Annotated in this window: 21 protein-coding genes; 12 read left to right on the plus strand and 9 right to left on the minus strand. The window is 67.9% G+C overall.

Annotated features, from left to right (window positions below; all coding sequences use genetic code 11):
- Window positions 1–175: 175 nt before the first annotated feature.
- The 3 genes from FHW83_RS04860 to FHW83_RS04870 all read right to left on the minus strand — a co-directional run bounded on the left by FHW83_RS04860 (window position 176) and on the right by FHW83_RS04870 (window position 2,265).
- On the minus strand, window positions 176–766 hold the full coding sequence (locus FHW83_RS04860) for a hemerythrin domain-containing protein (protein ID WP_176645232.1): 591 nt from the start codon (window positions 764–766) through the stop codon (window positions 176–178).
- 86 nt (window positions 767–852) lie between these two features.
- On the minus strand, window positions 853–1,176 hold the full coding sequence (locus FHW83_RS04865) for a YkgJ family cysteine cluster protein (protein WP_176645233.1): 324 nt from the start codon (window positions 1,174–1,176) through the stop codon (window positions 853–855).
- 39 nt (window positions 1,177–1,215) lie between these two features.
- A complete protein-coding gene (locus FHW83_RS04870) occupies window positions 1,216–2,265 on the minus strand; it encodes an FUSC family protein (RefSeq protein ID WP_176645234.1) in 1,050 nt (349 codons plus the stop codon).
- 112 nt (window positions 2,266–2,377) lie between these two features.
- Between FHW83_RS04870 and FHW83_RS04875 the strand changes: the two genes are divergently transcribed.
- Window positions 2,378–3,271: a LysR family transcriptional regulator gene (locus tag FHW83_RS04875; RefSeq protein ID WP_373997166.1), complete on the plus strand. Its 894-nt coding sequence runs from the start codon at window positions 2,378–2,380 to the stop codon at window positions 3,269–3,271.
- 24 nt (window positions 3,272–3,295) lie between these two features.
- Entirely contained in the window at window positions 3,296–4,555 is a 1,260-nt protein-coding gene (locus FHW83_RS04880) for an aminotransferase class V-fold PLP-dependent enzyme (protein ID WP_176645235.1), read from the plus strand.
- 3 nt (window positions 4,556–4,558) lie between these two features.
- Here the strand turns inward: FHW83_RS04880 and FHW83_RS04885 are convergent, their stop codons facing one another.
- The gene (locus FHW83_RS04885; protein WP_176645236.1) at window positions 4,559–4,801 is read right to left on the minus strand and encodes a hypothetical protein; all 243 of its coding nucleotides are present in this window, start codon (window positions 4,799–4,801) and stop codon (window positions 4,559–4,561) included.
- An 87-nt stretch (window positions 4,802–4,888) separates the two neighbouring features.
- On the opposite strand from FHW83_RS04885, the gene FHW83_RS04890 reads away from it, so the two are divergent.
- From FHW83_RS04890 to FHW83_RS04905, 4 genes are all read left to right on the plus strand, one after another.
- Window positions 4,889–5,590, plus strand: a complete 702-nt coding sequence (locus FHW83_RS04890; RefSeq protein WP_176645237.1) for a hypothetical protein — start codon at window positions 4,889–4,891, stop codon at window positions 5,588–5,590.
- 18 nt (window positions 5,591–5,608) lie between these two features.
- Window positions 5,609–6,277, plus strand: coding sequence for an energy transducer TonB (locus tag FHW83_RS04895; RefSeq protein WP_176645238.1), 669 nt, complete (start codon window positions 5,609–5,611; stop codon window positions 6,275–6,277).
- A gap of 247 nt (window positions 6,278–6,524) precedes the next feature.
- Entirely contained in the window at window positions 6,525–10,940 is a 4,416-nt protein-coding gene (locus tag FHW83_RS04900) for a YDG domain-containing protein (protein WP_176645239.1), read from the plus strand.
- A gap of 40 nt (window positions 10,941–10,980) precedes the next feature.
- Window positions 10,981–12,633, plus strand: a complete 1,653-nt coding sequence (locus FHW83_RS04905; protein ID WP_176645240.1) for a ShlB/FhaC/HecB family hemolysin secretion/activation protein — start codon at window positions 10,981–10,983, stop codon at window positions 12,631–12,633.
- Between the two features lie 5 nt (window positions 12,634–12,638).
- On the opposite strand, the gene FHW83_RS04910 is transcribed toward FHW83_RS04905, so the two are convergent.
- Window positions 12,639–12,824 (minus strand): hypothetical protein, encoded by a 186-nt coding sequence (locus FHW83_RS04910; RefSeq protein WP_218106106.1) that lies wholly within the window; start codon window positions 12,822–12,824, stop codon window positions 12,639–12,641.
- A gap of 42 nt (window positions 12,825–12,866) precedes the next feature.
- Window positions 12,867–13,277, minus strand: a complete 411-nt coding sequence (locus FHW83_RS04915; RefSeq protein ID WP_176645241.1) for a response regulator — start codon at window positions 13,275–13,277, stop codon at window positions 12,867–12,869.
- A gap of 194 nt (window positions 13,278–13,471) precedes the next feature.
- Between FHW83_RS04915 and msrA the strand changes: the two genes are divergently transcribed.
- The 4 genes from msrA to FHW83_RS04935 all read left to right on the plus strand — a co-directional run bounded on the left by msrA (window position 13,472) and on the right by FHW83_RS04935 (window position 16,300).
- Window positions 13,472–13,975, plus strand: a complete 504-nt coding sequence (gene msrA / locus FHW83_RS04920; RefSeq protein WP_176645242.1) for a peptide-methionine (S)-S-oxide reductase MsrA — start codon at window positions 13,472–13,474, stop codon at window positions 13,973–13,975.
- Between the two features lie 107 nt (window positions 13,976–14,082).
- Window positions 14,083–14,481: a DUF1842 domain-containing protein gene (locus FHW83_RS04925; protein WP_176645243.1), complete on the plus strand. Its 399-nt coding sequence runs from the start codon at window positions 14,083–14,085 to the stop codon at window positions 14,479–14,481.
- Between the two features lie 71 nt (window positions 14,482–14,552).
- Window positions 14,553–15,560: a cupin-like domain-containing protein gene (locus FHW83_RS04930; protein WP_176645244.1), complete on the plus strand. Its 1,008-nt coding sequence runs from the start codon at window positions 14,553–14,555 to the stop codon at window positions 15,558–15,560.
- An 8-nt stretch (window positions 15,561–15,568) separates the two neighbouring features.
- Window positions 15,569–16,300 (plus strand): YoaK family protein, encoded by a 732-nt coding sequence (locus tag FHW83_RS04935; protein ID WP_176645245.1) that lies wholly within the window; start codon window positions 15,569–15,571, stop codon window positions 16,298–16,300.
- Between the two features lie 139 nt (window positions 16,301–16,439).
- Here FHW83_RS04935 and FHW83_RS04940 read toward each other — a convergent pair whose 3' ends face one another.
- The 3 genes from FHW83_RS04940 to FHW83_RS04950 all read right to left on the minus strand — a co-directional run bounded on the left by FHW83_RS04940 (window position 16,440) and on the right by FHW83_RS04950 (window position 20,873).
- On the minus strand, window positions 16,440–17,561 hold the full coding sequence (locus FHW83_RS04940) for a branched-chain amino acid ABC transporter substrate-binding protein (protein WP_176645246.1): 1,122 nt from the start codon (window positions 17,559–17,561) through the stop codon (window positions 16,440–16,442).
- A 106-nt stretch (window positions 17,562–17,667) separates the two neighbouring features.
- Window positions 17,668–18,459 (minus strand): ABC transporter substrate-binding protein, encoded by a 792-nt coding sequence (locus tag FHW83_RS04945; RefSeq protein ID WP_176645247.1) that lies wholly within the window; start codon window positions 18,457–18,459, stop codon window positions 17,668–17,670.
- Between the two features lie 194 nt (window positions 18,460–18,653).
- Window positions 18,654–20,873, minus strand: a complete 2,220-nt coding sequence (locus FHW83_RS04950; RefSeq protein WP_176645248.1) for a hypothetical protein — start codon at window positions 20,871–20,873, stop codon at window positions 18,654–18,656.
- Window positions 20,874–21,051: 178 nt separating this feature from the next.
- Between FHW83_RS04950 and FHW83_RS04955 the strand changes: the two genes are divergently transcribed.
- Both FHW83_RS04955 and FHW83_RS04960 read left to right on the plus strand, forming a co-directional pair.
- Complete coding sequence (locus tag FHW83_RS04955; protein ID WP_176645249.1) at window positions 21,052–21,417, plus strand: hypothetical protein; 366 nt, start codon at window positions 21,052–21,054, stop codon at window positions 21,415–21,417.
- 88 nt (window positions 21,418–21,505) lie between these two features.
- Window positions 21,506–23,926 (plus strand): catalase, encoded by a 2,421-nt coding sequence (locus FHW83_RS04960; protein ID WP_176645250.1) that lies wholly within the window; start codon window positions 21,506–21,508, stop codon window positions 23,924–23,926.
- Window positions 23,927–23,964 lie beyond the last annotated feature (38 nt).

The raw sequence follows: 23,964 nt of genomic DNA on the forward strand, positions 1-23,964 counted from the left end.
CAGTGCCATCGTCAGGTTGCAAAAAGAGATGGCGGATTCTATCACCTTACAAAGTTTACAATCTATCCAATGATTGCATTTTTTGTTCACTCCTGTCGCGAAGGTTAGGCTGGCAGGCCACACGGTGGTGCAGCTTGTGTCAGAGTACCGCGCGCTCCGTGCGAGCAGTGACGGCCTATGACGAAACGCGCGCGGCCTTCCGGCCCAGCAGCGCGGCCGCCGTCAGTGCGCCGAGGATGCCCAGCGTCCAGGCGGCGGTGCTGCCGGAGAAGCCGATGGCGGTGTCGAGCGCCAGCTTGCCCGCCTTGGGGCCGACCAGTTCTACGCGGCGCCGGGTCATTTCCGCGCCCAGTTCGCTCAGCCTGTCCTTGCTCAGCAGGCGTTCCGCGTGCGGCAGCAGCACGGTTTCCTCGTCGGCCACGTGGTGGATGACATCGCGCATCAGTTGTTGCAGCAACTGGTCGTGGCGCACGTCGCCGGCCGGGGTGCCGCGCAGTTCGCTGATGAGGCGACGCATTTCATTGTGCTCGGGCACGCTCTTCAGCAGCACCGGCTCGCCATTATCGATGCCGCGCATGGCGGGGTAGAAGATTTCCTCCTCCAGCGTGGCGTGGATCTCCAGTGCGCTGGCGATGGTGTCGGCCAGCGCTTTCTTGACCTTGGGCGTGGCGTCAGCCGTGTATTGGTGGAAAGTGACCAGCACGTGCGAGTGGTCGAAGCGGATCATGTCGGTAATGGTCGGGCTGAGCTTTTTGAGCGCAAACATACGGATCTCCTGGCGGGTTGACTGCTGGGAGTTCCATCTTATCGGCGCCACCCGCCGGAGGGCGTAGGAGGACGCCGATTTGTTTGTCAGACCGCGACGCGTGTGTCGGCCGTCAACCCGGCCAGCTCGCGCGCGCGCAGGCATTGTTCGGAGCCGGCCTCGCATTCGCGGCAGGTGGTGGAGCGCAGCGGATAGATGTTGCAGCTGACGGATTGGCCGACTTCGCCCTCCAGGCACACGCAGCGCACCGGCGACTGCAGGGTGCCGTTCATCGCCACGTGGTGGGGCGACACCGGGGTGACGAGTTCGCGTGGTACGCGGCCTTGTGGATGCAGCGTGGATTCGCTCCAGTAGAAGCTGACCCGAAATACTGAACAGCAAGCGCCGCAGGACTGGCAATCCAAGGACATGGGGTGAACTTGAGTGTGATCGACGCCGCGATTCTAACCTTATTTGCGCAGGCGATCCATCAGCGGCCACAGGGTCAGCGTCGCCGCCACGGCGATGGCGCTGCCGAGCAGGTTGTTCTCCAGCCGCGCCAGCGCGTAGTTGTATTCGATGGCCGGCATGGCGTAGTCGGCCACCAGCACGAACGAGGGGGTGAGGAAGGCGACGAACACGCTGTAGCCGACCGGGCGCAGCGCCATCGTCAGGCCGATCAGCGGGAACACCGCCAGCGCGATTTCCAGCGGGGTTTGCGCCAGCGCGCCGATGGCGACCGCGATCAAGGTGCCGATCACGGTGCCGACCGCGCGCTCCAGGCTGCGCGGCAGGGTGCCGGCCGCCGACGGCTGAAGTATCAGCAGCACGGCCATGGTGGCCCAGTAGCCGCAGGGCAGCGCCAGTTTATGCACCGCGAGGTAAGCAGCCGTGGTGGCGATGCCGAGACGCAGCGCGAAGTGGACGCCATCGCTGCTCAGGGAGGCGTGCGCGTGCAGCTGGCGCAGGGCGTCGCGCACGCTGTGCGCGGCCGCATGGTGCCAGCGCTGGCTGTGCAGTTCCGGCGCCGATGGGCGCAGCTGCCAGATCGCCATGCTGAGCGCGGTGGCGAACAGGCAGCCCAGCAGGTACAGGCCGAGGTAGGCGTAGCCGCCGGCGCCGCCGGCCGCCGGGTGGTCCACCATCACCACGCAGGCGGTGGCGGCCAAAATCGCGACCTGGTACGGCGCCTCGCCCCAGATGCGGGTCAGGCCGGCCAGCGTGACGAAGCCGAGGATGGTCAGCGCGCCGGCGGTGGCGCCCAAGCCGGCCGCCCAGGTGGTGAGCAGGCCGCCCAGCGTCGACAGCGCGGCGAACGACAGCATGGAGGCCAGCCGCTTGCGCGTGCCGTGCGGCGCGGTGGCGAGCGAGGTCCAGAAGGCGCCGATGGCGGCCCAGGAGAAATCCGGCACCTGCAGCACGCAGCCCACCAGCAGCATCAGGGCCGAGGCCGAGGCGGCGCGCATGCCGTCCATCAGGTTGGCTTTGGCGGCGGTGGTGGTGAGCAGGGTCTTGAACATGATGAAGATAGTTTAAAAAAGCGCGGGCCGCGAATCCAATATTTCGTGGTAGTCTCTTTAAGACGAAAAAGATATCGAAACGGGTTTCGATAACGTATTTTGAGATGAAGGGATGACGATGGAATTTCGCCAGTTGCGCTACTTCCTGGCGGTGGCCGAGCATTTGCACTTCACCGTGGCGGCGGAGCGGCTGGGCATCGCGCAGCCGCCCCTGAGCCAGCAGATCATCAAGCTGGAACGGGAGATCGGCACCAAGCTGTTCGTGCGCCACCCGCGCCGGGTGGAGCTGACCGAGGCCGGCGTGATCTTCCGCGAGCGCGCGCAGCGCGTGCTGGACGACGCCAACGACGCGCTGGAACATGTGAAGATGGCCGCGCGCGGCGAGAGCGGCAACCTGTCGATCGGCTTCGCCGGTTCCACCGTGTTCCATCCGGCGGTGGCGCGGCTGCTGCGCCGCTTCCGCGAGGCCTATCCTGGCGTGAAGATCCGCACCGAGGAGAGCAACAGCGTGGCGCTGCTCGGCAAGCTGGCCGACGCGCAGGTCGATTGCGCCATGGTGCGCCTGCCGCTCGATTGTGGTGAGATGCGGGTGACGCCGCTGGTGCAGGAGAAGATGATCGCGGTGCTGCCCAGCGGCCACGCGCTGGGGCGGCGCCGCAATATCGACTTGAAGCAGCTGGCCGCCGATCCCTTCATCCTGTATCCGCGCGCGATCAATCCCGAGCTGCACGACGCCATCATCAGCGCCTGCCGCGCGGCCGGCTTCTCGCCGCGGATCGAGATGGAGTCGCCGCAGATTTCGTCCAGCGTCAACATGGCGGCGGCGGGCTTCGGCGTGGCCATCATCCCGGAGTCGATCGCGCAGTTCCGCGCCGAGGGCGTGACCTACCAGGACATTAGCAACAAGGACCTGGGCACGGCGATTGCTTTGATTACCCGGCCGCGTGACAAGTCGGTCACCGTGCAGCACTTTACGGAACTGGTCCGGCAATTCCACCGGCGTTAATCGTATCCATGGGGGAGACAGGCAATGAATGAATTTCAGGCGAACCGGCGCAAGCTGTTGGGCGCGGCGGCGGGGTTGACGGCATTGGCGGCGCCGGCCGCGCACGGCGCCCCGGCCACCGACGCCGATTGGGAGCGCATCGCCCAGAGCTATGACGTCGCCAGTGATTTCATCAACCTGGAGAACGGCTATTACGGCGTCATGGCGCGGCCGGTGGCGGAGGAGTTCAAGCGCAACATCGATTACCTGAACCGTTACAGCTCCTTCCACCTGCGCCGCCAGTTCGACAACGAGGGCATGGAGCAGATCCGCGCCCAGCTCGCGCTGCACACCGGCGTGGCGGCCGACGAGCTGGCGATCACGCGCGGCGCCACCGAGTCGCTGCAAAACCTGATCTGCAATTATCGCCTGCTCAAGCGCGGCGACACCATCATGTACTGCAATCTCGATTACGACGCCATGCAGTACGCGATGAACGACCTGGCGCGCCGGCACGACGCCAAGCTGGCGCTGGTGCGGATACCGGAGCCGGTGTCGCGCCAGGCCGCCATCGACGTGTATGAGCAGGCGATGCGCCGGCATCCGCGCACCCGGCTGCTGCTGCTCACCCACATCAACCACCGCACCGGCTTCGTGCTGCCGGTGGCGGAGATCGTCAAGATCGCCAAGGCGCGCGGCGTCGACGTGATAGTCGATGTGGCGCAGTCGTGGGGGCAGCTCGATTACAAGCTGCCCGACCTGGGCGCGGATTTTGTCGGCGCCAATTTGCACAAGTGGGTTGGGGCGCCTTTAGGGACGGGCTTCCTGTATATCCGCAAGGAGCGGCTGGGGGCGATTGGCGTGGAGCGCGGCGACGAGGATTACGCGGCCACCGACATCCGCTCGCGCGTGCATTCGGGGACGGTGAATTCGGCCGCGCTGATGACGATACCGGCGGCGCTCAAGCTGCACGCGGACATCGGCGTGGCCAATCGCGGCGGCCGCCTGCGCGCCTTGCGCGACCACTGGGTGCGCCAGGTGCGCGACCTGCCCAACATCGAGGTCCTGACGCCGGACGACGCCGGCAGCTACGGCGCGGTGACCTCGTTCCGCGTGCGCGGCCACACCACGCCGGAGGCCAACGCCGCGCTGGTGAACCGCCTGCTGGAGCGATACGGCATCTTCACCGTGATGCGCAGAGGACCGGTCGGCGGCGCCTGCATCCGCGTCACCCCCGGCCTGTACACCCGCACCGCCGACCTCGACAAACTCGTCACCGCCCTGCGCGACGTCGCCGGCGGATAATTGTCAGTAATCCGCCAGCCTGGCCCGGTCGACTTCGACCAGCTGGTCCAGACGCAGGGTTTCGCCGGTGCTGAGGGTGAGGTAGTCGGCGCCGTCCTTGGCGTAGACGTCGGTGATGACCGCGCGGCGCGTTTGCAGCTGGCCGTCGGCGTCGCGGAACTGGAGGTCGGTCGCCTGCCGCTTGGTGGCGTGCACTTCCAGCAGGTCGTGGAAGTCACAGCTGATGGGTTGGTAGTCGCTGGTCATGCTGTCCTCTTACGGATGAGTAGTGCGCGGCGATATTTCCAGATGATGTAAATTAATTTTATAACATCATTGAAGGGGTATGTGCCGATGAAATATAACACCACCGTCGCGGCCATGATGCTGGCCGCCTTGCTGTCCGCCTGCCACAAGAAGGAAAAGACCGAGGAGCCGGCTGCGGCCGCGCCCGCGCCTGCGGCCGCCGCCGCGACACCCGCGCCCGCCGCGACGGCGCCCGCGCCCGCGCCATCCGCCGAGCCCACGCCCGAGCAGCAAAAGCTGGCCGAGAAGAAGGCCCTGCTCGATTACGGCGTGATGGAGGACAAATACATCAACGACCCGCGCGCGCAATGGGCCACGGACGCCAAGGCCAGCTCGGTGTTCGGCGACGAGAACGGCCGCAAGCCGAGCGAATCCAATATGCCGGCCCGGGCCACCGGTCCCGCCGATGGCAATCAGTGGACCAACAACAGCACCGACCGCGGCTTCGACTGGCTGGAGCTGAGCTACGCCACGCCGGTCAACGCCACCGAGGTGCGGGTGGTGATCGGCGGCGGGCAGGGCGTGGAGGCCATCAACAAGGTCGAGCTGCAGGACACCGACGGCAAGTGGAACACGGTCTGGGAAGGCCTCAGCGACACCAAGCGCGACCAGCGCGGCAACCGCACCTGGTTCGTGCGCACCTTCGACAAGACCGCGTACAAGGCCAAGGGCGTGAAGATCACGTTCGCCAACAATGTGCAGCGCGATTACAAGGTGGTTGATGCGGTGCAACTGGTCGGCGACAAGTAAGCGCGCTATCATCGCGGCATGAACAAGAAACTGTTTGCCGTCGCCGCCGTGGCGGTGGTGTTTGCCGCCCTCAATCTCGCCAGCCGCGCCGCCCAGGAGGGACCGGCGCGCGCGCCGCTGCAGGCGCTGGTCACTCCGGCCACTTGCCTGCAGCCGCAATGGCCGGCCGAGGCGCGCCGCTACGAAATCGAAGGTCTCACCACCATCAGCTTCGGCATCGGCGCCGACGGCGCGGTGGTGCGTCCCGCCATCGTGCGCGGCAGTGGCTGGCGGATTCTCGACGAGGCCGCGATCCACAGCATCTCCCAATGCCGCTTCGCGCCGGATCTGCCAGCCGCGCGCGACGGCACGGCTTTCCCGCTGCAGTACGTGTGGAAGCTGGACGGCGCGCCGCCGGTGCGGCCGCTGCTGGTGGCCGGCAGTTGCCAGCCGTCGCAACGCTTCGCCGCCTTCCGCGAGGCCGATCCGCGCCCCAGCGGCAAGGACGGCATCCTGCTGCGCTTCCTGCTCAACGCCGAGGGCGCGCCGGTGCGGGTGGTGGCCGAGGCCGGCGGCCAGCCGCAGGAATTGGTGGCCGAGGCGGTGGCCTATCTGCAAACTTGCCGCTTCGCCTACGATCCGGCGCGGACCGGCGAGCGCACCGACACAGCCTACGGCCGCGTGCTGCTGCAGGCGCCTGCAATCTAGACAAGCCGGCATCGCCCTGATGCGCAAATCCAACGCGGTGGCGGTATTTTTGCGTGTTGCCGTACAAAAACATCGAGCTCTTCGGTAGAATCGGAATTGCTTTACAGAAATCCCGTCTTCCCCCGGTGACGCTCAATCCTCGCGCACCCGTCTCCCGCAGCCCCGCTCCTTGCTGCCCCATCTCCAGCTGGTTTTACAGGTCGCCATAAGGCGGCGCCGTCCCGGCTACATCGTGCAGGGTAGTGTCATGAACCGAATTTTCAGAGTGGTGTGGAATGCCGCCCAAGGCGTTTGGCAGGTGTGCTCGGAACTGGGCGGCGCGCGTGGCAAGGCCACCAGCGGCCGCGCGCTGCGGCGCGCGCTGATGGCGGCGGCCGCCGCGGGACTGGCGCAGGCGACGGCGTACGCGGCGGACCTGCCGGCCGGCGGCGTGGTCACGGCCGGCCAGGCCGCCATCAGCCAGCAGGGGAACACCATGACGATCAGCCAGTCGGGCGCCAAGGTGGCGATCGACTGGAACAGCTTCTCCATCGGCAAGGACAACGCCGTGCACTTCGTCCAGCCCTCGGCCAGCGCGGTGGCGCTGAACCGCGTGGTGGGCAGCGACGTGTCGCAGATCCAGGGCGCGCTCAAGGCCAATGGCCAGGTGTTCCTGCTCAACCCCAACGGCGTGCTGTTCTCGCCCACCGCGCAGGTGGACGTCGGCGGGCTGCTGGCGTCGACGCTGGCGATGAGCAACCAGGACTTCATGGCCGGCAACCTCAGCCTGCGGGGCGCCAGCGCCAACGCGATCATCAACCAGGGCAATCTCCGCGCCGCGCAGGGCGGCACGGTGGCGCTGGTGGCCGCGCGCATCATCAACAGCGGCGAGATCTCGGCCGAGCGCGGCAACGCGCTGCTGGGCGCCGGCAGCGAGGTGCAGCTCGACCTCGGCGGCCCGGTCAAGCTGCAGGTGCGGCGCGCCGCGCTGGAGGCCTTGATCGACAACAGCGGCGCGGTGCGCGCCGACGGCGGCCATGTGCTGATGAGCGCCCGGGCCGCCGGCGACCTGATCAGCACGGTCATCAACAACACCGGCGTGGTGCAGGCGCGCACGCTGGCCACCGGCGAGCAGGGCCAGATCCTGCTGCTGGGCGACATGCACAACGGCCGCGTGGACGTGGCCGGCACGCTGGACGCCAGCGCCGCGCAGGGCGGCGACGGCGGCTTCATCGAGACCTCGGCCGCCGAGGTGGCCACCGCGCGCGCGCTGCGCGTGGACGCCGGCGCCGCGCGCGGCCAGGGCGGCCAGTGGCTGATCGATCCGTACGACTACACCATCAACGCCACCGCCGCCGGCAACATCAACAGCGCGCTCAACACCGGCACCAGCGTCACGGTCACCACCCAAAGCAACAACGCCGGCTATGGCGCCACCGGCAGCGGCAGCGGCGACATCACGGTCGCCAGCGCCATCAGCAAGACCGCCGGCGGCGCCGCCACCCTGACCCTGCGCGCCGACCGCGGCATCACCGTTAACAGCGATATCGGCGCCACCTCGGGCAAGCTGGGCATCACCCTGAGCGCGGCCAACGCGGCCGGCGCCACCCGGGGCGGCGTCGACATCAACGCCAACCTCAGCTCCAACGGCGGCAACATCCTGATCGGCGGCGCCAACGGCGCGCCCACCAACGGCATCGGCTACGCGCTCAACTACAGCAACAGCGCGGCCGCCGTCACCATCGAGGGCAACCGCAGCATCCTGTCGCAGGGCGGCAATATCGTCATCAACGGCAAGTCGTCGGTCGGCGCCAACAACGGCAGCCTGTCGGGCGAGACCGGCGGCGTCTACATCAAATCGGGCGCGACCGTGCTGTCCGGCACCGGCAACCTGTTCATCACCGGCGTCAGCAGCGGCGGCATCAAGACCTTCGGGGTCGCCTTCGAGGGCAACTCCGGCACCGTGACCACGGTGGGCAGCGCCACCGGCGGCGGCGGCACCTTGCTCAACGCGGTCAACGCCACCGCCGGCGCCACCGCCGCGCAGAAGGACGAGGGCGCGATCGGCCTGGTGTCGTACGGCAGCCGCGAGCGCGTGGTGTTCAAGGGCCCCTCGGTGGCCAGCTGGCTGGTGTTCGTCAACGGCGCGCCGCAGTTGTCGGCCTACACCCAGTCGCCGCAGTTGGCCACCGAATGCGCGTCGCCGTTTCCGAACTGCGGCACGCTGGTGATTCCGGGCTCGAACAACAGCTACATCTACGCCACCTACCAGGCGGTGAGCATGTCGACCCAGCCGATCTACGTGATCCAGAGCGGCGCCGGCAGCAAGACCTATGACGGCAGCAATGTCGCCACCGGCCTGAGCTTCACCACGCTGGGCGGCCCGGGCGGCTTCACGGTGTCGTCGTTGTCGCCGGCGGTCAGCTACACCACCGCCAGCAAGAACGCCGGCAGCTACGCCAGCCTGACGCCGGGCGCCTCCAACCCGGCCAGCTACGCCAACGGCGGCACCACCTACGCGGTCGGCTACTTCAACACCGGCAGCTACACCATCACGCCCAAGACCCTGACCCCGGTCGCGACCGACAAGGTCTACGACGGCACCACCACGGCGGCGGTGAGCGCCACCGGCGTGGTGAGCGGCGACGCGGTCACGCTGAGCGGCAGCGGCGCGTTCGCCAGCAAGAACGTCGGCAACTACACGGTCAATATCAGCGGCATCACGCTGGGGGGCGCCGACGCCGGCAACTACACGCTGGCCAGCAGCAGCGCCAGCGCGGCGGCCAGCATCACGGCTCGCACCGTCACGCTGAACGCCAGCAAGGTGTACGACGGTTCGGCGGACCTGAGCGGCGTCGTCACGCTCGGCAACCTGGTGGCGGGCGAGGATCTGTCGTACAGCGGCGCCACCGCCAACAGCGCGCACGTCAACGGCGCCACGCATGTGAACGCGATCACGCTGGGCGATGGCGCCAGCGGGCTGGCGGCCAACTACACGCTGCCGGGCTTGTCCTCGGCCGGCGCGGCCAACGCGGCCGCGGTGACTCCCAAGGCCTTGACGCTGACCGGCATGAGCGCCGGCGACAAGACCTATGACGGCAATACGACCGCCGTGCTGAGCGGGGGCGCGCTGGGCGGACTGGTGGGCTCGGAGAGCGTGAGCTTCTCCGGCCAGACCGGCACGTTTGCGGATAAAAACGCCGGCGCAGGCAAGGCGGTGACGATCACCGGCGTGGCGCTGGTTGACGGCACGGGTCTGGCTTCTGACTACAGCGTCGCCAATCCGGCCGGCGTGACGGCCGCCATTACGCCGCGCGCGGTGAGTGTGTCTGGCATCACGGCGACCGATAAGACCTATGACGCCAGTGCCACCGCTCCGCTCGATACCAGCGGCGTGGTGCTGGCCAACCTGGTGAGCGGCGACCATGTGAGCGTGAGCGCCACCGGCACGTATGCCGACGCCAACGCCGGCAGCGGCAAGGTGGCGACCATCAGCAGCACTTATGGTGGCGCGGATGCCGGTAATTATGTTTTCACGGACCAGGTCAGTGCGCTGGGCAATATCACGCAGAAGTTGCTGGGCGTGGTCGGTGTCGCGGCGGCGAACAAGGTGGAGGATGGCACCACGACCGCGACCCTCACGAGCAGCGGCACGGTCACCGGGATCGGTGCGGATGATGTGCATCTCGACGGCAGCGCCGCGTCCGCGGATTTTGTGCAGGCCACGGCGGGGACTTCGATTCATGTGAATGTCACTGGCTTGGCGCTGAGCGGGAATGATGCGCATAACTACAGCATTGCGGGAACGGCGGTAACCAGCGCGGACATTATCGCGGCAACGCCAACGCCAACGCCGACGCCAACGCCAACGCCAACGCCAACGCCGACGCCGACGCCGACGCCAACGCCGACGCCAGCGCCAACGCCAACGCCAACGCCGACGCCAGCGCCAACGCCAACGCCAACGCCGACGCCAACGCCAACGCCAACGCCGACGCCAGCGCCAACGCCGACGCCAGCGCCAACGCCGACGCCAACGCCGACGCCAGCGCCAACGCCGACGCCAACGCCAACGCCGACGCCAGCTCCAACGCCAACGCCGACGCCAACGCCGACGCCGACGCCGACGCCGACGCCGACGCCAACGCCAACGCCAACGCCAACGCCGGCGCCAACGCCGGCGCCAACGCCGACGCCAACGCCGGCGCCAACGCCAACGCCAACGCCAACGCCAACGCCGGTCCCGACGCCGGTGGTCGAGGTGACGCCGACGCCCGTGGTTACGCCAACGCCGACCCCAGCCCCAACGCCGGTGGTCGAGGCGACGCCGACGCCCGTAGTTACGCCAACGCCAACGGTACAGCCAACGCCGGTCGTGCAGGCGCAGGCGGCACCGTTGCCGGCGGCGGTGTCGGTGCAGGCCGCGACTCCTATCGTGCAAGGCGGCGTGACGCCAGCGCTGCCGTCGCTGAGCGTGGGCGGTCTTAATTACACGGCGGTGGGCGAAAGCGCCGAGACCTCCGGCAGCGCCAACAGCAACCGCCTGCCCGCCACGCAGGCGCTGACGGCCGGGCGTGACGTCAAGTTCCTGAGCGTGTTCGTGGTCTCGGGTGGCATCCAGATGCCGCGCGCCGCCGCGCCGGACATCAGCACGGCATCCGCAGCGACAAGCGAGCAAAAGTAACGCTACAATTCATTCCTATCAGACAGCGTTGAAAGCCGACATGAAACCAGCTTTGACTTTTCTGACCACCGCCACCCTCCTCAGCATCGGCGCCCCGGTGCTGGCGCAACAGCGGCCCGATGCCGGGCTGCTGTTGCAGGAAAACGGCCCGCGCGCACTGCGCGAGCCGGCGCCCGCCGCGCCTTTGCCGATCCCGACGCCGGCGCCGCCACCCCAGGCCGCGCCGGGCGGCGTGACTGTCACCTTGAAACAGATCACCATCACCGGCAACACCCTGATCGCGCAGGAGGAGCTGTTGCGCGCGATCGGCCCGGCGCTGGGCAAGACCTACGACTTCGCCGGCCTGAGCGCGCTGGCGGACAGCATATCGACGTACTACCGCGCGGCCGGCTATCCGTTCGCGCGCGCCTATCTGCCGCAGCAGGACTTGCAGCAGGGCGCGTTGCGCATCGAGGTGCTTGAAGGCCGCTACGGCCAGATCACCGCCCACGGCGACGCCGACCTGAGCGCGCCGGGCCAGCGCTTCCTGTCGCCGCTGCGGCCGGGCAGCGTGATTGAAAGCAGCGCACTGGAACGCGTGACCTTGATCCTGGACGACCAGCCCGGCATCAAGAGCATCCCGGTGGTGCGCCCCGGCCGCGAAGTGGGCACCGGCGACCTCGCCGTCGAGGTGCGGCGCGACCACCGCTACGCCGGCGAGATCGGCGTCGACAACGACGGCAACCGCTACACCGGCCGCAACCGCGTGCACGTCAACCTCGACGTCGACAGCCCGTTCACGCTGGGCGACCAGCTGGTGATGCAGGGCATGTACACTAACGAGCGGATGTGGTTCGGCGCGCTCAGCTACGCGCTGCCGCTGAACGCCCACGGCCTGCGCGGCCGCGTCGGCTATACCCACTCCTACTACACGCTGGCCGACAGCTTCGCCGCGCTGGATGCCACCGGCACCGCCGATGTCGGCAGCGCCGGCCTCAGTTATCCGCTGGTGCGCTCGCAGCGCTACAACCTCACCCTGTCCGGCACGCTGGAGCACAAGCGCCTGCATGACCGCCAGGGCGCCACCGACAGCAGCAGCGACAAATCCAGCAACAGCCTGCCGCTGGCGCTCAACTTCGACCTGCGCGACACCCTGCTGGGCGGCGGCGTGACCTACGGCGCCATCAGCTGGACGCCGGGCCGCCTGCAACTCGATGCCGACCTGGTGCCGAACGACGCGCTGACCGCGCGCACCGCCGGCCACTTTTCGAAATGGAATCTGGACCTGGCGCGCATCCAGTCGCTGACGTCCGGGCTGGACCTGTACGGGCGCGTGTCCGCCCAGTGGGCCGACAAGAACCTCGATTCATCGCAAAAATTCGGGCTGGGAGGACGCAATGGCGTGCGCGCCTATCCGAGCGGGGAAGGGTATGGCGACAGCGGCGCGCTGGCACAGCTCGAGCTGCGCTACGCGGTTGGCGCCTTCGTGCCGTATGTGTTCTTCGACACTGGCCGGGTCAGCGTCAACCGCGCGCCGTGGACCGCGGACGCCAACCACCGCACGCTGGCCGGCGGCGGCGCCGGTCTGCGCTATGCCAACCGCGCCATCAGCGCCTCGGTGCTGCTGGCGTGGCGTACGCGCGGCGGGGCGCCGCGCTCGGAGCCGCGCGACGGCCAGCCCGTGGTCTGGGCCAACGCCGCCTACCGGTTCTGAATGGCCTAGCGGAGGTCGGCCGCGCGCCGCTTGTCCGGCTCGCTCAAGACACGGGCGATGACCGGCAGCGGCACCCCCGCGTCCATTAAAAATTCGGCCGCCGCCTCGCGGCCTTTTTCTTGCGCCATGGCGATGCCGGCGTTGACCGCGACCGCTTTCACGCGGTCGGGGCGAGTGCGTCGTTCCATCATGATGACACCTCCTGTCTGGTACAGGACAGTATCATACCTGCGTTACGGGGCGGCTGCCGCCAGCAGTTGCTCGCGTTTTTCCATGGCGTGGCGCACGGCCGCGAGAATGCGCTCGAGGTTGGCCGGCTTGATGACGTGGTCATCGAAACCGGTGTCGATCACGCGCTGGCGCGTCACCACGTCGCCCCAGGCGGTGAAGGCGATCAGCGCCACCTGGTCGAAATCGGGCACGGCGCGCAGGGCGGCGGCCACCTGGTAGCCGTCCATGCCGGGCATGCCCAGGTCGAGCAGGATGGCGTCCGGCTGGAAGGTGCGCGCCGCCTCCAGGCCGGGCAGGCCGGCATAGGCGACGGCGGTTTGATAGCCGTGCAGTTCCAGCAGCTCGGCGGAAATGTCGGCGGCCTCGGAGTTGTCGTCGACAACTAAAATACGCTTGTTGGTGGTCTGGTCCATAATATTGAACGAAGGAATAACGTGACGTTCGGCTGGGTCCAGGCCGGCGGAATGGGACGCGGCATTGCAAGGGCGCGCGCGGCGGGAAGTCAGGGATTTCCCAAACTCAATTATAGTTGGATTTGCCCAGCTTGCTTGAATAATTCCGTGTTTGTCTCCAAATTGCCTACAGACATCTAAAAAAGGAAGCGACAATGACGACGATCACCGAGAAAGCCATCCTGGCCGGCGGCTGTTTCTGGGGCATGCAGGACCTGATCCGCAAGATGCCCGGCGTGAAGAGCACGCGCGTGGGTTACAGCGGCGGCGACGTGCCCAACGCCACCTACCGCAACCACGGCAGCCATGCCGAGGCGATCGAGATCGTCTTCGATCCGGCGCAACTGAGCTACCGCAAGATCCTGGAATTCTTCTTCCAGATCCACGATCCGAGCACCCGCAACCGCCAGGGCAACGACATCGGCACGAGCTATCGCTCGGCAATTTTCTATACTAATGAGCAACAAAAGGCGACGGCCGAGGACACCATCGCCGACGTCGACGCGTCCGGCCTGTGGCCCGGCAAGGTGGTCACCGAACTGGCCCCGGCCGGCCCCTTCTGGGAGGCCGAAGCGGAGCATCAGGACTATCTGGAGCGCATTCCGAATGGCTACACCTGCCATTACGTGCGGCCCGGCTGGGTTCTGCCCAAGCGATAAAGTCCCGTGTAATCAGTGACTTAGCATACGGAAGGTATTCGGAAGGAAAGTTTGGCGCCGCACCCCTAGAGTGAAGGCCTTGTTACCGCTTTCACGTTAGGAATGTCATGAGCCAGTTATTTGCCGCCGTCTACGAAATCTCCAGCGCCACCGCCGGCCGCCCCTTCTTGCGCCTCAACCTGGTGGTCAACCGCGACAACGCCAGCGTGGTGGGCGCCGCCACGCTGGAGACCGTCACCGGCGAGTTGCACGAGATGCCGGTGCGCGGCCACCACATGGAAATCGAGGGCGACGAGCCGCTGGAGGCCATCGTGCTGGCCGGCACGCCGCCGGTGTTCGCCGTGCTGGACGAGCAACCGTCGTCGTTCCAGCTGTTGATGGTGTTGCCGACCGCGTGGAAGGAAGGGCAGGCTTGCTACAAGATGAGCCTGGGCAAGGTGTACCCGCGCGTGATCGACGTGCGCGACGGCCGCGCGAGCGCGGTGCTGCCGGAGGTGGCCTACTAGCGGTCTACTAGCGGCCGCGTCTCTCCTGTACACTAGTCGCATGACAAACTGGTGGGAAGGGTGGCGTAACCATGAGTGCCGTGCCGCGAGTGGAAATCAATGATGCATGGCGGGGCTGGATCGCCGAGAACCTGATCCTGGGCGCCCACCCGCACACCCTGGTCGGCGTCATGATGCAGTCCGGCATCGCCGAGCGGGCGGCGCGCACCGAGCTGGAGGCGGCCGCGCGTAGCCCCTACCTGCGCGGCGCCGCGCGCATGCACAACCGGGTGGCCAAGCGCGACTGGCTGCTGGGCATCCAGTCGCGGCTGAACAAGCTGGAGCCGTTCGAGGTGCCGCGGCGCGAACGGCTGCCGGGCGAGGTGTTTCTGGAGGAGCATTACCGCCGCAACCAACCGGTCATCATCACCGGCATGCTGGAGGATTGCCCGGCGCGCGAGAAATGGACCTTCGACTACCTGGCCGGCCAGCTCGGCGGGCGCGAGGTTGAGGTGCAGTTCGGCCGCGACGCCGATCCCGACTATGAATTGAACAGCGCCACCCACAAGCGCCGCATGCGGTTCGGCGACTACGTGGCGATGGTGCGCGAGGCCGGCGTCACCAACGATTTCTACATGACTGCCAACAACGACGGCCACAACAAGTCCGCGCTGGCGGAGTTGATGCGCGACCTGCCGCCGCTGGACCAGTACCTGCAGCCGGGCAGCGGCGGCTTTTTCTGGTTCGGCCCGGCCGGCACCATCACCCCGTTCCACCACGACCTGACCAACAACTTCATGATCCAGATCGCCGGCCGCAAGCGGGTGCGCCTGATCGCGCCGTGCGAGACGCCCAAGCTGTACAACCAGCGCCACTGCTTCACGCCGGTGGACGGCCGCGCCATCGACCTGCAACGCTTCCCGCTGATGGCCGACGTGCCGGTGATCGACTGCGTGCTGGCGCCGGGCGAGATCCTGTTCCTGCCGGTCGGCTGGTGGCACTTCGTCGAGGCGCTGGACGTCACCATCACCATCTCCACCACCCACTTCAAGTGGGACAACGACTTTTACAGCTGGTATCCGCACAACCGCGACTTCTGAGCCTTCCCATGCCCCTGCATTATCTGCGGACCTACGCCAGCCCCGAGCGCAGCGACATCAGCAACCGCCGCCTGGGGCGCTCGCTGGCCTTCGTGGCCGGCGCCGTCAACGCCGGCGGCTTCTTCGCGGTGGGGCAGTACACCTCGCACATGTCGGGCGTGGTGTCGGCGCTGGCGGACCACCTGGCGCTGGGCGAGGGCGCGCTGCTGCTGGCCGGGCTGGCCGCGCTGGGCGCCTTCTTCTGCGGCGCCGCCACCTCGGCGGTGCTGATCAACTGGGGGCGGCGGCGCGACGCGCACAGCCGCTACGCGCTGCCGCTGCTGCTGGAGGCCGCGCTGCTGCTGGCGTTCGGCCTGCTGGGGGTGCGGATGGCGGAGCAGGGGCAGATCGGCGCCATCGTGGCGCTGCTGTGTTTTGTGATGGGGCTGCAGAACGCCATCATCACCAAGGCCTCGCGCGCGGAGATCCGCACCACCCACGTGACGGGGCTGGTGACCGACATCGGCATCGAGCTGGGCAAGCTGTGCTACTGGAACCGCGACCGGTCCGCCGCGCCGGTGACGGCGGACCGGCGCCGGCTGGCGCTGCTATGCTCGCTGCTGGCGATGTTTTTCCTGGGTGGGGTGGCCGGCGCGGTGGGTTTCAAGTACCTGGGCTTCGTCAGCTGCGTGCCGCTGGCGCTGGTGTTGCTGCTGCTGGCGGTGGTGCCGCTGGCCGACGACCTGCGCGCCGCCTGGTAGCGGCCCGGTCATTCCGGCGCAGGCCGGAATCCATGGAACGTCCGCTCGGTAGCGACGCCGTCATTCCGGCGCAGGCCGGAATCCATGGAACGCCCGCTCAGCATGGATTCCGGCCTTCGCCGGAATGACGGGCCTCCGGTCAGTAGGTGGTCAGCGGCGCCGGCTGGCCGCCCTTGAAGGTGAAGATGGTCACCGGCGACTGCTTCATGTCGCCCTTGGCGTCGAACGCGTAGGTGCCGGCCACGCCCTGATACGAACCGGCGCTGATCACCGCCTGCACCTTTTGCGCGTCGATGGTGTTGGCCTTCTGCATCGCTTGGGCGTACATCATGACGGCGTCGTAATAGGCGGCCGCGTAGACGTCGGCCTCCTGCTTGAAGCGGGCCTTGAACTTGGCCTTGAAGGCCGGGCCGGTCGAGGCCTTGTCGAGGATGGCGCCGCCCTGCGAGCACAGCACGTTGTCGCCCACGGCGTCGCCGCCCAGCTTGCCCATCTCGGCGGTGCAGATGGTGTCGCCGCCCAGCAGCTTGGCGTTGATGCCCAGCTGCTTCATCTGGCGCGCCATCGGCGCCGCCTGCGGCGCGTAGCCGCCGAAGAAGATCGCCTCCACCTTCTTGGTTTTCAGCTTGGTCAGGATGGAGGTGAAGTCGAACGCCTTGTCGTTGGTGAACTCGTGGCCGGCCACGGTCATGCCGGCGGCCTTGGCCTGCTTCTTGAACTCCTCGGCCACGCCCTGGCCGAAGGCGGTGCGGTCGTCGATCACGGCCACGTTCTTCAGTTTCAGTTCATTGGCCGCGTACAGCGCCATCTTGGAGCCCAGCTGGGTGTCGCTGGCGTTCACGCGGAACAGGCCCTTGTAGCCTTGCTGGGTGAGCTTGGGGTTGGTGGCCACGGTGGCGACCAGCGCGCCGGCGTCGTTGTAGGCGCGCGAGGCGGGGATGGCCACGCCCGAGTTGTACGGGCCGACGATGTAGCGCACGCCGGCGTCGACCAGCTTCTGCGCGGCCGCCACGCCGGCTTTCGGGTCGCCCTGGTCGTCCTCCGACAGCAGTTCGAATTTCAGCTTTTTGCCGCCCACGGTGATCGGCTTGGCGTTGAGCTCCTCCACCGCCAGGCGCGCGCCGCTTTCGTTGTCCTTGCCGGAGAAGGACTGGGAGCCCGACAGCGGGCCGCTGTGGCCGATCTTGACGACGGTGTCCTGCGCGTGGGCGCCGAAGGCGGTCAACAGCGCGAGGGCGGCGGCGGTGTGCTTCAATTTCATGCGATCTCCTGATTCGAACAGCGGTTTGGAATAGTCCGGTGATTATCGCCAAAAACGCAAAATATTATCGTGCGAGTTGGGGCTGTAAACGGCTCCGCCTCAGAATTTAATTCGGCGCGCGCTGCTGGATGCGGGCCAGCGCGGCGTTGATGCGGTCGATGAGGCCGTCGTCCTTGTGGCGGGCGATGGCGAAAAACACGCCGGCGTCGGTGGCCAGCGGCTTGGGCAGCACGGTGAAGCCGGCGTTGGCGGCGGCGCCGATGGCGCGCAGGCGCGGCGCCATGAAGGCGTTGATCTCGGCTTCGACGTCGCGCGCGCTCTGCGGGCTGGGCTGGAACAGCAACACCGCGTCCACCCGCTTGAGCATCAGGCGGGTGAGGCGGGTGCCGCGCGAGGCGATGTCCTCGTCGGCGCGAAACAGCTTGCCGGCGCGCGCCCGGTCCACCGCCTCGCCGTAGTGGTAGCCGCGCACCAGGCCGATCGTCTTGCCGCGCAGGTCCTCGATGCCGTTGAAGCGGAAGGTGGCGTCGCTGCGGGTGACGATCCACAGGTTGTTGTAGGCAGCGACGTCGGAGTAGCGCAGCGCGTGCAGGCGGTCGGCGCTCTTGGGCAGGCCGAAGATCAGGCCGGCGCCGTCGAGGGCGTAGCGCTCGGCGCGCGCCCACGGGTACATATGCAGCTCGAAGGTGACGCCCAGTTCGCGCTCGAGCGCATCCAGCAGCTTGCGCTTGATGGGGCTGAGGGGCTTGGGCTTGCCATGCTCGTCCAGCGTGTCGCCGATGATCAGGTGGATGGTTTGCGGTCCGGCCACGGCGCGCGGCGCGACGCCCCAGCATAGCAGGGCGGCGAGCAGGATGCCCGTGAGGAGCTGGCGCAGCGGCGGCGTGGAGGTCGGCATGCACCGATTATTGCAGAAAATGCCAGTCCTGCCGAGAAAATGGCGGCGTGCTGGCGGGGCGGGGCGGCGTAGCGCCGAGGCGCCGCGCCGCCGCTGGCCGGCCGCGCCATCCCGCAGGACGCGCACCGCGCGCGGCGCGTATGGACGTCGTGCGCGGGCTGATGGCCGGGGTCGCGCAGCTGGCCCGCCGCCGATTAAGGCGCGTTGCTGATGGTGCGGGCCGGGGCGGTGGCGTTCACCGCGCCGACAGGCGGGATGACGGCGGTGGCCGATTGCGCTGCGCGGGCGTTGGTGCCTGCCACGTCGTTGATGTTGTAGGCGGCGATCGCGGCGGCCAGGGCGGGGTTGGCGCGCAGCGGATCGGTCGGCGCGTTGGCCGCGTTGCGGGCGGCAGCCGCCTGCGCCGCGCTGACTTGCTCGGCTGCGGCGGCCTGTTGCGCGGCGGCGGCTTGTTGAGCCGCGTTGGCCGCCGCCGCTGCCTGCTGAGCCGCATTGGCGGCTGCGGCGTTGGCGGCCGCCAGGCTGGACGCGGTTTCGCGCGCGGCCGCCGCCTGCTGGGCCGCCACGGTGGCGGCGGTGGCGGCGGCATCGGCGGTGCCGGCGTTGTTCTGGGCCGCGCGGGCTTGTGCCGCGGCCGCGTTGGCGGCGGCGTTCTGCGCGGCCATGGCGTCAGCGGCGTTCTGGGCCGCCTGGGCCTGCACGGCGGCGGCCTGCGCGGCGGAATTGGCGATGGCCACTTGCACCGCCGCGTTTTGCGCCGCCTCGGCTTGCTGCGCGGCGCTGGCGTTGGCGGGGATGACCACGCTTTGTGCGGCGTTCTGCGCGGCCACCGCCTGCTGCTGCGCCACCTGGGCGGCGACGTTGGCCGCGTTCACGGTGCTGGTGGCCTGCTGTTGCACGGTCTGCGCCTGCGCGGTGGCCCGCGCCTGTTCGGCGCTCGACTGCGCGTTGTTGGCCTCTTGCGCCTCGGCGTTGGCGTCCTGCTGGTCGGCGTTGGCGTCTTGCGTCTGTTGCGCCTGTTGTGTTTGCTGCGCCTGCTGGGTCTGCTGTGCTTGCTGTGCTTGCTGTGCCTGTTGCGTTGCGTCGGCTTGCTGCGTTTGTTCGGTGGCGGATTGTGCCTGAGCCTGCCGCGCCTGCTCAGCGGCGGCCTGGTTGGCGGCCAGCGTCTGCTGCAGGGCCGACGCTTGCGCGGCCTGCGCCTGCTGCGCGTTTTGCAGTTGTCCCGCAGCAGCCTGGACTTGCGCCTGCTGGGCGGCCTGGGCCTGGTCAAGCTGCGTCTGCTGGTTCAGCGCCGCCTGTGCTTGTTGCGCCGTCTGCGCTTGCTGTGCCGCTTGTGCCTGCTGCGCCGCCTGAGCCTGCTGCGCGGTTTGCGCTTGCTGGCTCTGTTGTGCCCTCTGCGCCTGTTGCGCTTGCAGCGCTTGCTGGGCGTTCAGCGTTTGCTGTGCCTGCTGAGCAGCCTGCGCCCGCTGTGCGTTCTGGAATTGCAGCGCCGTCTGCAATTGCTGGGCGTTTTGTGTCTGCTGGAAGTTGCCACGCTGCAGCTGCTGGTTGAGCGCGGCCTGGTTCTGCTGGGCCACCTGCTGGTTGCCTTGCTGCGCCAGCTGCTGATTCACGATCGGCGATGGGATCTGCTGTTGCTGCGCGTTATTGGCCTGCTCCAGTTGCGCGCGCTGCGCCGCCAGCCGGTCGGCGGCGGTGGCCGGCAGCGGATTCTGCGCCAGATTATCGAGCGCGGCCCGCGCCAGGTCGAGCCGCGCGTTGGCGACCAGATCCTCCTGCGTCAACGCCGGCTGCTGCTCCGGATTCAGGCCAGGAATCTGCGAGCTGCCGGCGGAACTCAGCTGCTCGGCGAAATCGGTGGCAATCTGGCGGAACGTGTTCAGCGTGTTTTGCAGCGTGGACGTGGTCCGCTCGTTATCGGCGTTGACGGCCGCGCGCAGTACCTCCGGCTCCAACGACAGCCCGCCGGTCAGGTCCGACAACAGCGGCGGCTGCAAGGTCACGCCCAGCCGCGCCAGATTCTGCGCCTGCGAATTGCCGCCATCATTGTTGCCTTGATTCAGGCTGCTGACCAGATTGTTGAGCAACGACGCCTGCTGCGCCCCCTGATCGAAATCCACCGAAGGCAACAGGTTGAACGCGTCCACCACATCCTGCACTGCCGCGTTGACCGCGTCGGCCCGCTGCGCCGCCGTGCCCTGCGTGCCGGATAACTGCTCCTGCGCATTACTCACTGACAGCAGGAAACTGGCCACGGGAGACAGATCCACCTCCACCGAACCGGCCACCGGCGCATCGGTCGCCGTGCCCACCGCGTTAATGCCGACATTGTTGACCGCCGACGTCTCCGTCGCCCGCCCCACCGGTTGCAATTCCGGCGCCGCCGACGAAGTCAAGGATGAGATAGGAAACATGCCGTTCTCCAAAGTAGATATGCGTCACCTTTATCATGCGCCGCAAGGGCTGCCGCGTCCGTGTGCCAATTCACATAGTGGGGCATTTTTATGATTGTTAGCTTCCGCACGGTAAAGCGCGCCTGATGGGCCTATCGTGGCAATTCCTACCCTGCACACACAACGAGAGGACCCCATCATGGAAAACAGCATCGACAGCAAACTCGACACCAAAATCAACAACACCCGCGACGGTGTTACCCAGATCGGCAAAGACCTGCGCGCCGATGCCCACGCCACCATCGACAAAATCGCCGATCAGGTGCCGCCGGCCACCGAGCGCCTGAAAGCCCAGGCCCACACCGGCGTCGACAAAGTGGCCGACGGTGTCGAGAGCACCTCCGAGCGCCTGGCCGCGCGCGGCAAGCAACTGGCCGCCAGCTGCCGCAACCTGACCGAATCGAGCCGCGAACACGTGCGCGCCAGCCCGGTGATCTCGGTGCTGGTGGCCGCCGCCGCCGGCTACGGCATCTCCAAGCTGCTGGGCGCCCGCGGCAGCAAATAAATCCCCCTGGCCCGGCCGACAGCGCTGCCGGGCGAACGGCGGCACCGCAGGCCGGGCGTCGTTCGTCCACAGCGTCTAGAGGATATCCATGGCTAACAAGAAGAATTCACCGGCCTCCGTCATGGGGGCCGGTTCCGTATTGAGCAGCGTTTCGGGACCATCGTCGGCACACACGCCCGACAGTTTGGGAGGCGCCAGCCCGCGGGAGCAGGTCTTGATCGACAAGGTGGCCGGCGGCCAGCAACTGGCGGCCGGCATGCCGTTCAACGCCAACAAGGAGGGGGAGCATGGCGACGCCGCGCGCGCGCCGCAGCCCGGCCGCACCTGTCCGGTCCCGCATCCCGCCGCCACCGGCAGCACCGCCAGCGAAAACAACGCCTCGCCCAAGGTGGGCAATGGCGCGCCGCCAGTCGGCGCCTGCCCGGCCGGGCATCTGGACCGCGTGCGCGCCGACGGCGGCGAGCAGCGCCTCACTACCAACCAGGGCGTGCCGGTGGCGGACAACCAGAACTCGCTCAAGGTCGGCCTGCGCGGGCCGACCGCCATGGAAGACTTCATCCTGCGCGAAAAACTCACGCACTTCGATCACGAGCGCATTCCGGAGCGCGTGGTGCACGCGCGCGGCTCGGCGGCGCATGGTTATTTCGAGAGCTATCAGGACCTGAGCGCCCTCACGCGCGCGGCGCCGTTCGCCGCCGCCGGCAAACGCACGCCGGTGTTTGTGCGCTTCTCCACCGTGGCCGGCGAGCGCGGCTCGGCCGACACCGTGCGCGACGTGCGCGGCTTCGCCGTCAAGTTCTACACCGACGAAGGCAACTGGGACCTGGTCGGCAATAACATGCCGGTGTTCTTCATCCAGGACGCGATGAAGTTCCCCGACCTGGTGCACGCGGTCAAGCCCGAGCCGCACCACGCCATGCCGCAGGCGTCGAGCGCGCACGACACCTTCTGGGACTTCGTCTCGCTGATGCCGGAATCGACCCACATGCTGCTGTGGCAGATGTCCGACCGCGCCATCCCGCGCAGCTACCGCAGCATGCAGGGCTTCGGCGTGCACACCTTCCGGCTGGTGAACGCGCAGGGCGAATCGGTGTTCTGCAAATTCCACTGGAACCCGGTGGCCGGCACCCACTCGCTGGTGTGGGACGAGGCGGCGCGCATCGTCGGCGCCGATCCGGACTTCCACCGGCGCGACCTGTGGGAGGCCATCGAGGCCGGCGCTTATCCGGAATGGGAGCTGGGCCTGCAGATCTTCACCGAGGAGGAGGCGGAGTCGTTCCCGTTCGACGTGCTCGATCCGACCAAGATCGTGCCGGAGGAGCTGGCGCCGGTGCGCGTGGTCGGCAAGATGACGCTGAACCGCAATCCGGACAACTTCTTCGCCGAGACCGAGCAGGTGGCGTTCTGCACCGCCCACATCGTGCCCGGCATCGACTTCTCCAACGACCCGTTGCTGCAGGGGCGCATCCACTCCTATCTGGACACGCAGATCAGCCGCCTGGGCGGCCCCAACTTCCACGAGATCCCGGTCAACGCGCCGCTGGCGCGCGTGCACAACAACCAGCGCGACGGCATGCACCGCCAGGCTGTGCATCGCGGCCGCGTGGCGTACGAGCCGAATTCGCTGGGCGGCGGCTGCCCGTTCCAGGCCGGCATGGCCGGCTTCACCACCACCTTCCACCAGCATCCGCAGCCGCCGGAGGACAAGGTGCGCGGCAAGCCAGAACTGTTCGCCGAACACTATGCGCAAGCGCGCCTGTTCTGGATCAGCCAGACGCCGGCCGAGCAGGCGCACATCGTCAACGCCTTCCGCTTTGAATTGAGCCGGGTGCAAACGCCGGCGGTGCGCGTGCGCCTGCTGTCGATGCTGGCCAATGTCGATCCGATCCTGGTGGAGGGCGTGGCGCAGGGGCTGGGCATGGAGGTGCCGCAGGCCATGCCGCTGGCCAGCGCCGCGCCGTCGCCGCATTACGCACCATCGCCGGCGCTGTCGCTGCTGGCGCGGCCGGGCGAGATCGGCGTCAAGACGCGCAAGGTGGCCATCCTCGCCGGCCATGGCGTGGAGGCGGCCAGCCTGAAGGCGATCTACGCCGACCTGCTGGCCGCCGGCGCGGTGCCGCGCGTGGTGGCGCCGCAGTTGGGGCAACTGGTGGCCGCCGACGGCAGCCGGATCGACGTCGAAATCTCGATCGAGGCCGGACCGGCGGTGCTGTACGACGCCGTGATCGTGGCCGACGGCGCCGCCAGCGCTGCCATGCTGGCCGGCGACGCCGATGCGCGCGAATTCGTGCGCCTGCAATACCGCCATTGCAAGCCGCTGCTGGCGGTGGGGGCGGGCGAGAAGTTGCTGGCGGCGGCCGGCGTGCCGGCTGCGTTGCAGGACGGCTCGCCCGATCCCGCCCTGTGGCTGGCGGCGGCCGGTGCGCTGGATGGCGCGCTGGCCGAATTCAAGCAAGCCCTGGCCACGCATCGCGACTTCCGGCGCGAATCCGACGCCGCCCCGCTGTAACCCCGTCCTATACCAACGAAGTATTCAACAATGGGGAG

This window comes from Duganella sp. SG902, assembly GCF_013376005.1.
In the GTDB taxonomy this organism is placed as follows: domain Bacteria; phylum Pseudomonadota; class Gammaproteobacteria; order Burkholderiales; family Burkholderiaceae_D; genus Rugamonas.

What these genes read in the sequence shown, in the direction of transcription:
- FHW83_RS04925 (WP_176645243.1), top strand. Translation starts at nt 14,083, where the DNA reads ATGAGCCAGTTATTTGCCGCCGTCTACGAAATCTCCAGCGCCACCGCC.
- FHW83_RS04945 (WP_176645247.1), bottom strand. Translation starts at nt 18,459, where the DNA reads ATGCCGACCTCCACGCCGCCGCTGCGCCAGCTCCTCACGGGCATCCTG.
- FHW83_RS04860 (WP_176645232.1), bottom strand. Translation starts at nt 766, where the DNA reads ATGTTTGCGCTCAAAAAGCTCAGCCCGACCATTACCGACATGATCCGC.
- msrA (WP_176645242.1), top strand. Translation starts at nt 13,472, where the DNA reads ATGACGACGATCACCGAGAAAGCCATCCTGGCCGGCGGCTGTTTCTGG.
- FHW83_RS04880 (WP_176645235.1), top strand. Translation starts at nt 3,296, where the DNA reads ATGAATGAATTTCAGGCGAACCGGCGCAAGCTGTTGGGCGCGGCGGCG.
- FHW83_RS04875 (WP_373997166.1), top strand. Translation starts at nt 2,378, where the DNA reads ATGACGATGGAATTTCGCCAGTTGCGCTACTTCCTGGCGGTGGCCGAG.
- FHW83_RS04940 (WP_176645246.1), bottom strand. Translation starts at nt 17,561, where the DNA reads ATGAAATTGAAGCACACCGCCGCCGCCCTCGCGCTGTTGACCGCCTTC.
- FHW83_RS04915 (WP_176645241.1), bottom strand. Translation starts at nt 13,277, where the DNA reads ATGGACCAGACCACCAACAAGCGTATTTTAGTTGTCGACGACAACTCC.
- FHW83_RS04895 (WP_176645238.1), top strand. Translation starts at nt 5,609, where the DNA reads ATGAACAAGAAACTGTTTGCCGTCGCCGCCGTGGCGGTGGTGTTTGCC.
- FHW83_RS04955 (WP_176645249.1), top strand. Translation starts at nt 21,052, where the DNA reads ATGGAAAACAGCATCGACAGCAAACTCGACACCAAAATCAACAACACC.
- FHW83_RS04870 (WP_176645234.1), bottom strand. Translation starts at nt 2,265, where the DNA reads ATGTTCAAGACCCTGCTCACCACCACCGCCGCCAAAGCCAACCTGATG.
- FHW83_RS04890 (WP_176645237.1), top strand. Translation starts at nt 4,889, where the DNA reads ATGAAATATAACACCACCGTCGCGGCCATGATGCTGGCCGCCTTGCTG.
- FHW83_RS04930 (WP_176645244.1), top strand. Translation starts at nt 14,553, where the DNA reads ATGAGTGCCGTGCCGCGAGTGGAAATCAATGATGCATGGCGGGGCTGG.
- FHW83_RS04910 (WP_218106106.1), bottom strand. Translation starts at nt 12,824, where the DNA reads ATGATGGAACGACGCACTCGCCCCGACCGCGTGAAAGCGGTCGCGGTC.
- FHW83_RS04865 (WP_176645233.1), bottom strand. Translation starts at nt 1,176, where the DNA reads ATGTCCTTGGATTGCCAGTCCTGCGGCGCTTGCTGTTCAGTATTTCGG.
- FHW83_RS04885 (WP_176645236.1), bottom strand. Translation starts at nt 4,801, where the DNA reads ATGACCAGCGACTACCAACCCATCAGCTGTGACTTCCACGACCTGCTG.
- FHW83_RS04905 (WP_176645240.1), top strand. Translation starts at nt 10,981, where the DNA reads ATGAAACCAGCTTTGACTTTTCTGACCACCGCCACCCTCCTCAGCATC.
- FHW83_RS04900 (WP_176645239.1), top strand. Translation starts at nt 6,525, where the DNA reads ATGAACCGAATTTTCAGAGTGGTGTGGAATGCCGCCCAAGGCGTTTGG.
- FHW83_RS04950 (WP_176645248.1), bottom strand. Translation starts at nt 20,873, where the DNA reads ATGTTTCCTATCTCATCCTTGACTTCGTCGGCGGCGCCGGAATTGCAA.
- FHW83_RS04935 (WP_176645245.1), top strand. Translation starts at nt 15,569, where the DNA reads ATGCCCCTGCATTATCTGCGGACCTACGCCAGCCCCGAGCGCAGCGAC.
- FHW83_RS04960 (WP_176645250.1), top strand. Translation starts at nt 21,506, where the DNA reads ATGGCTAACAAGAAGAATTCACCGGCCTCCGTCATGGGGGCCGGTTCC.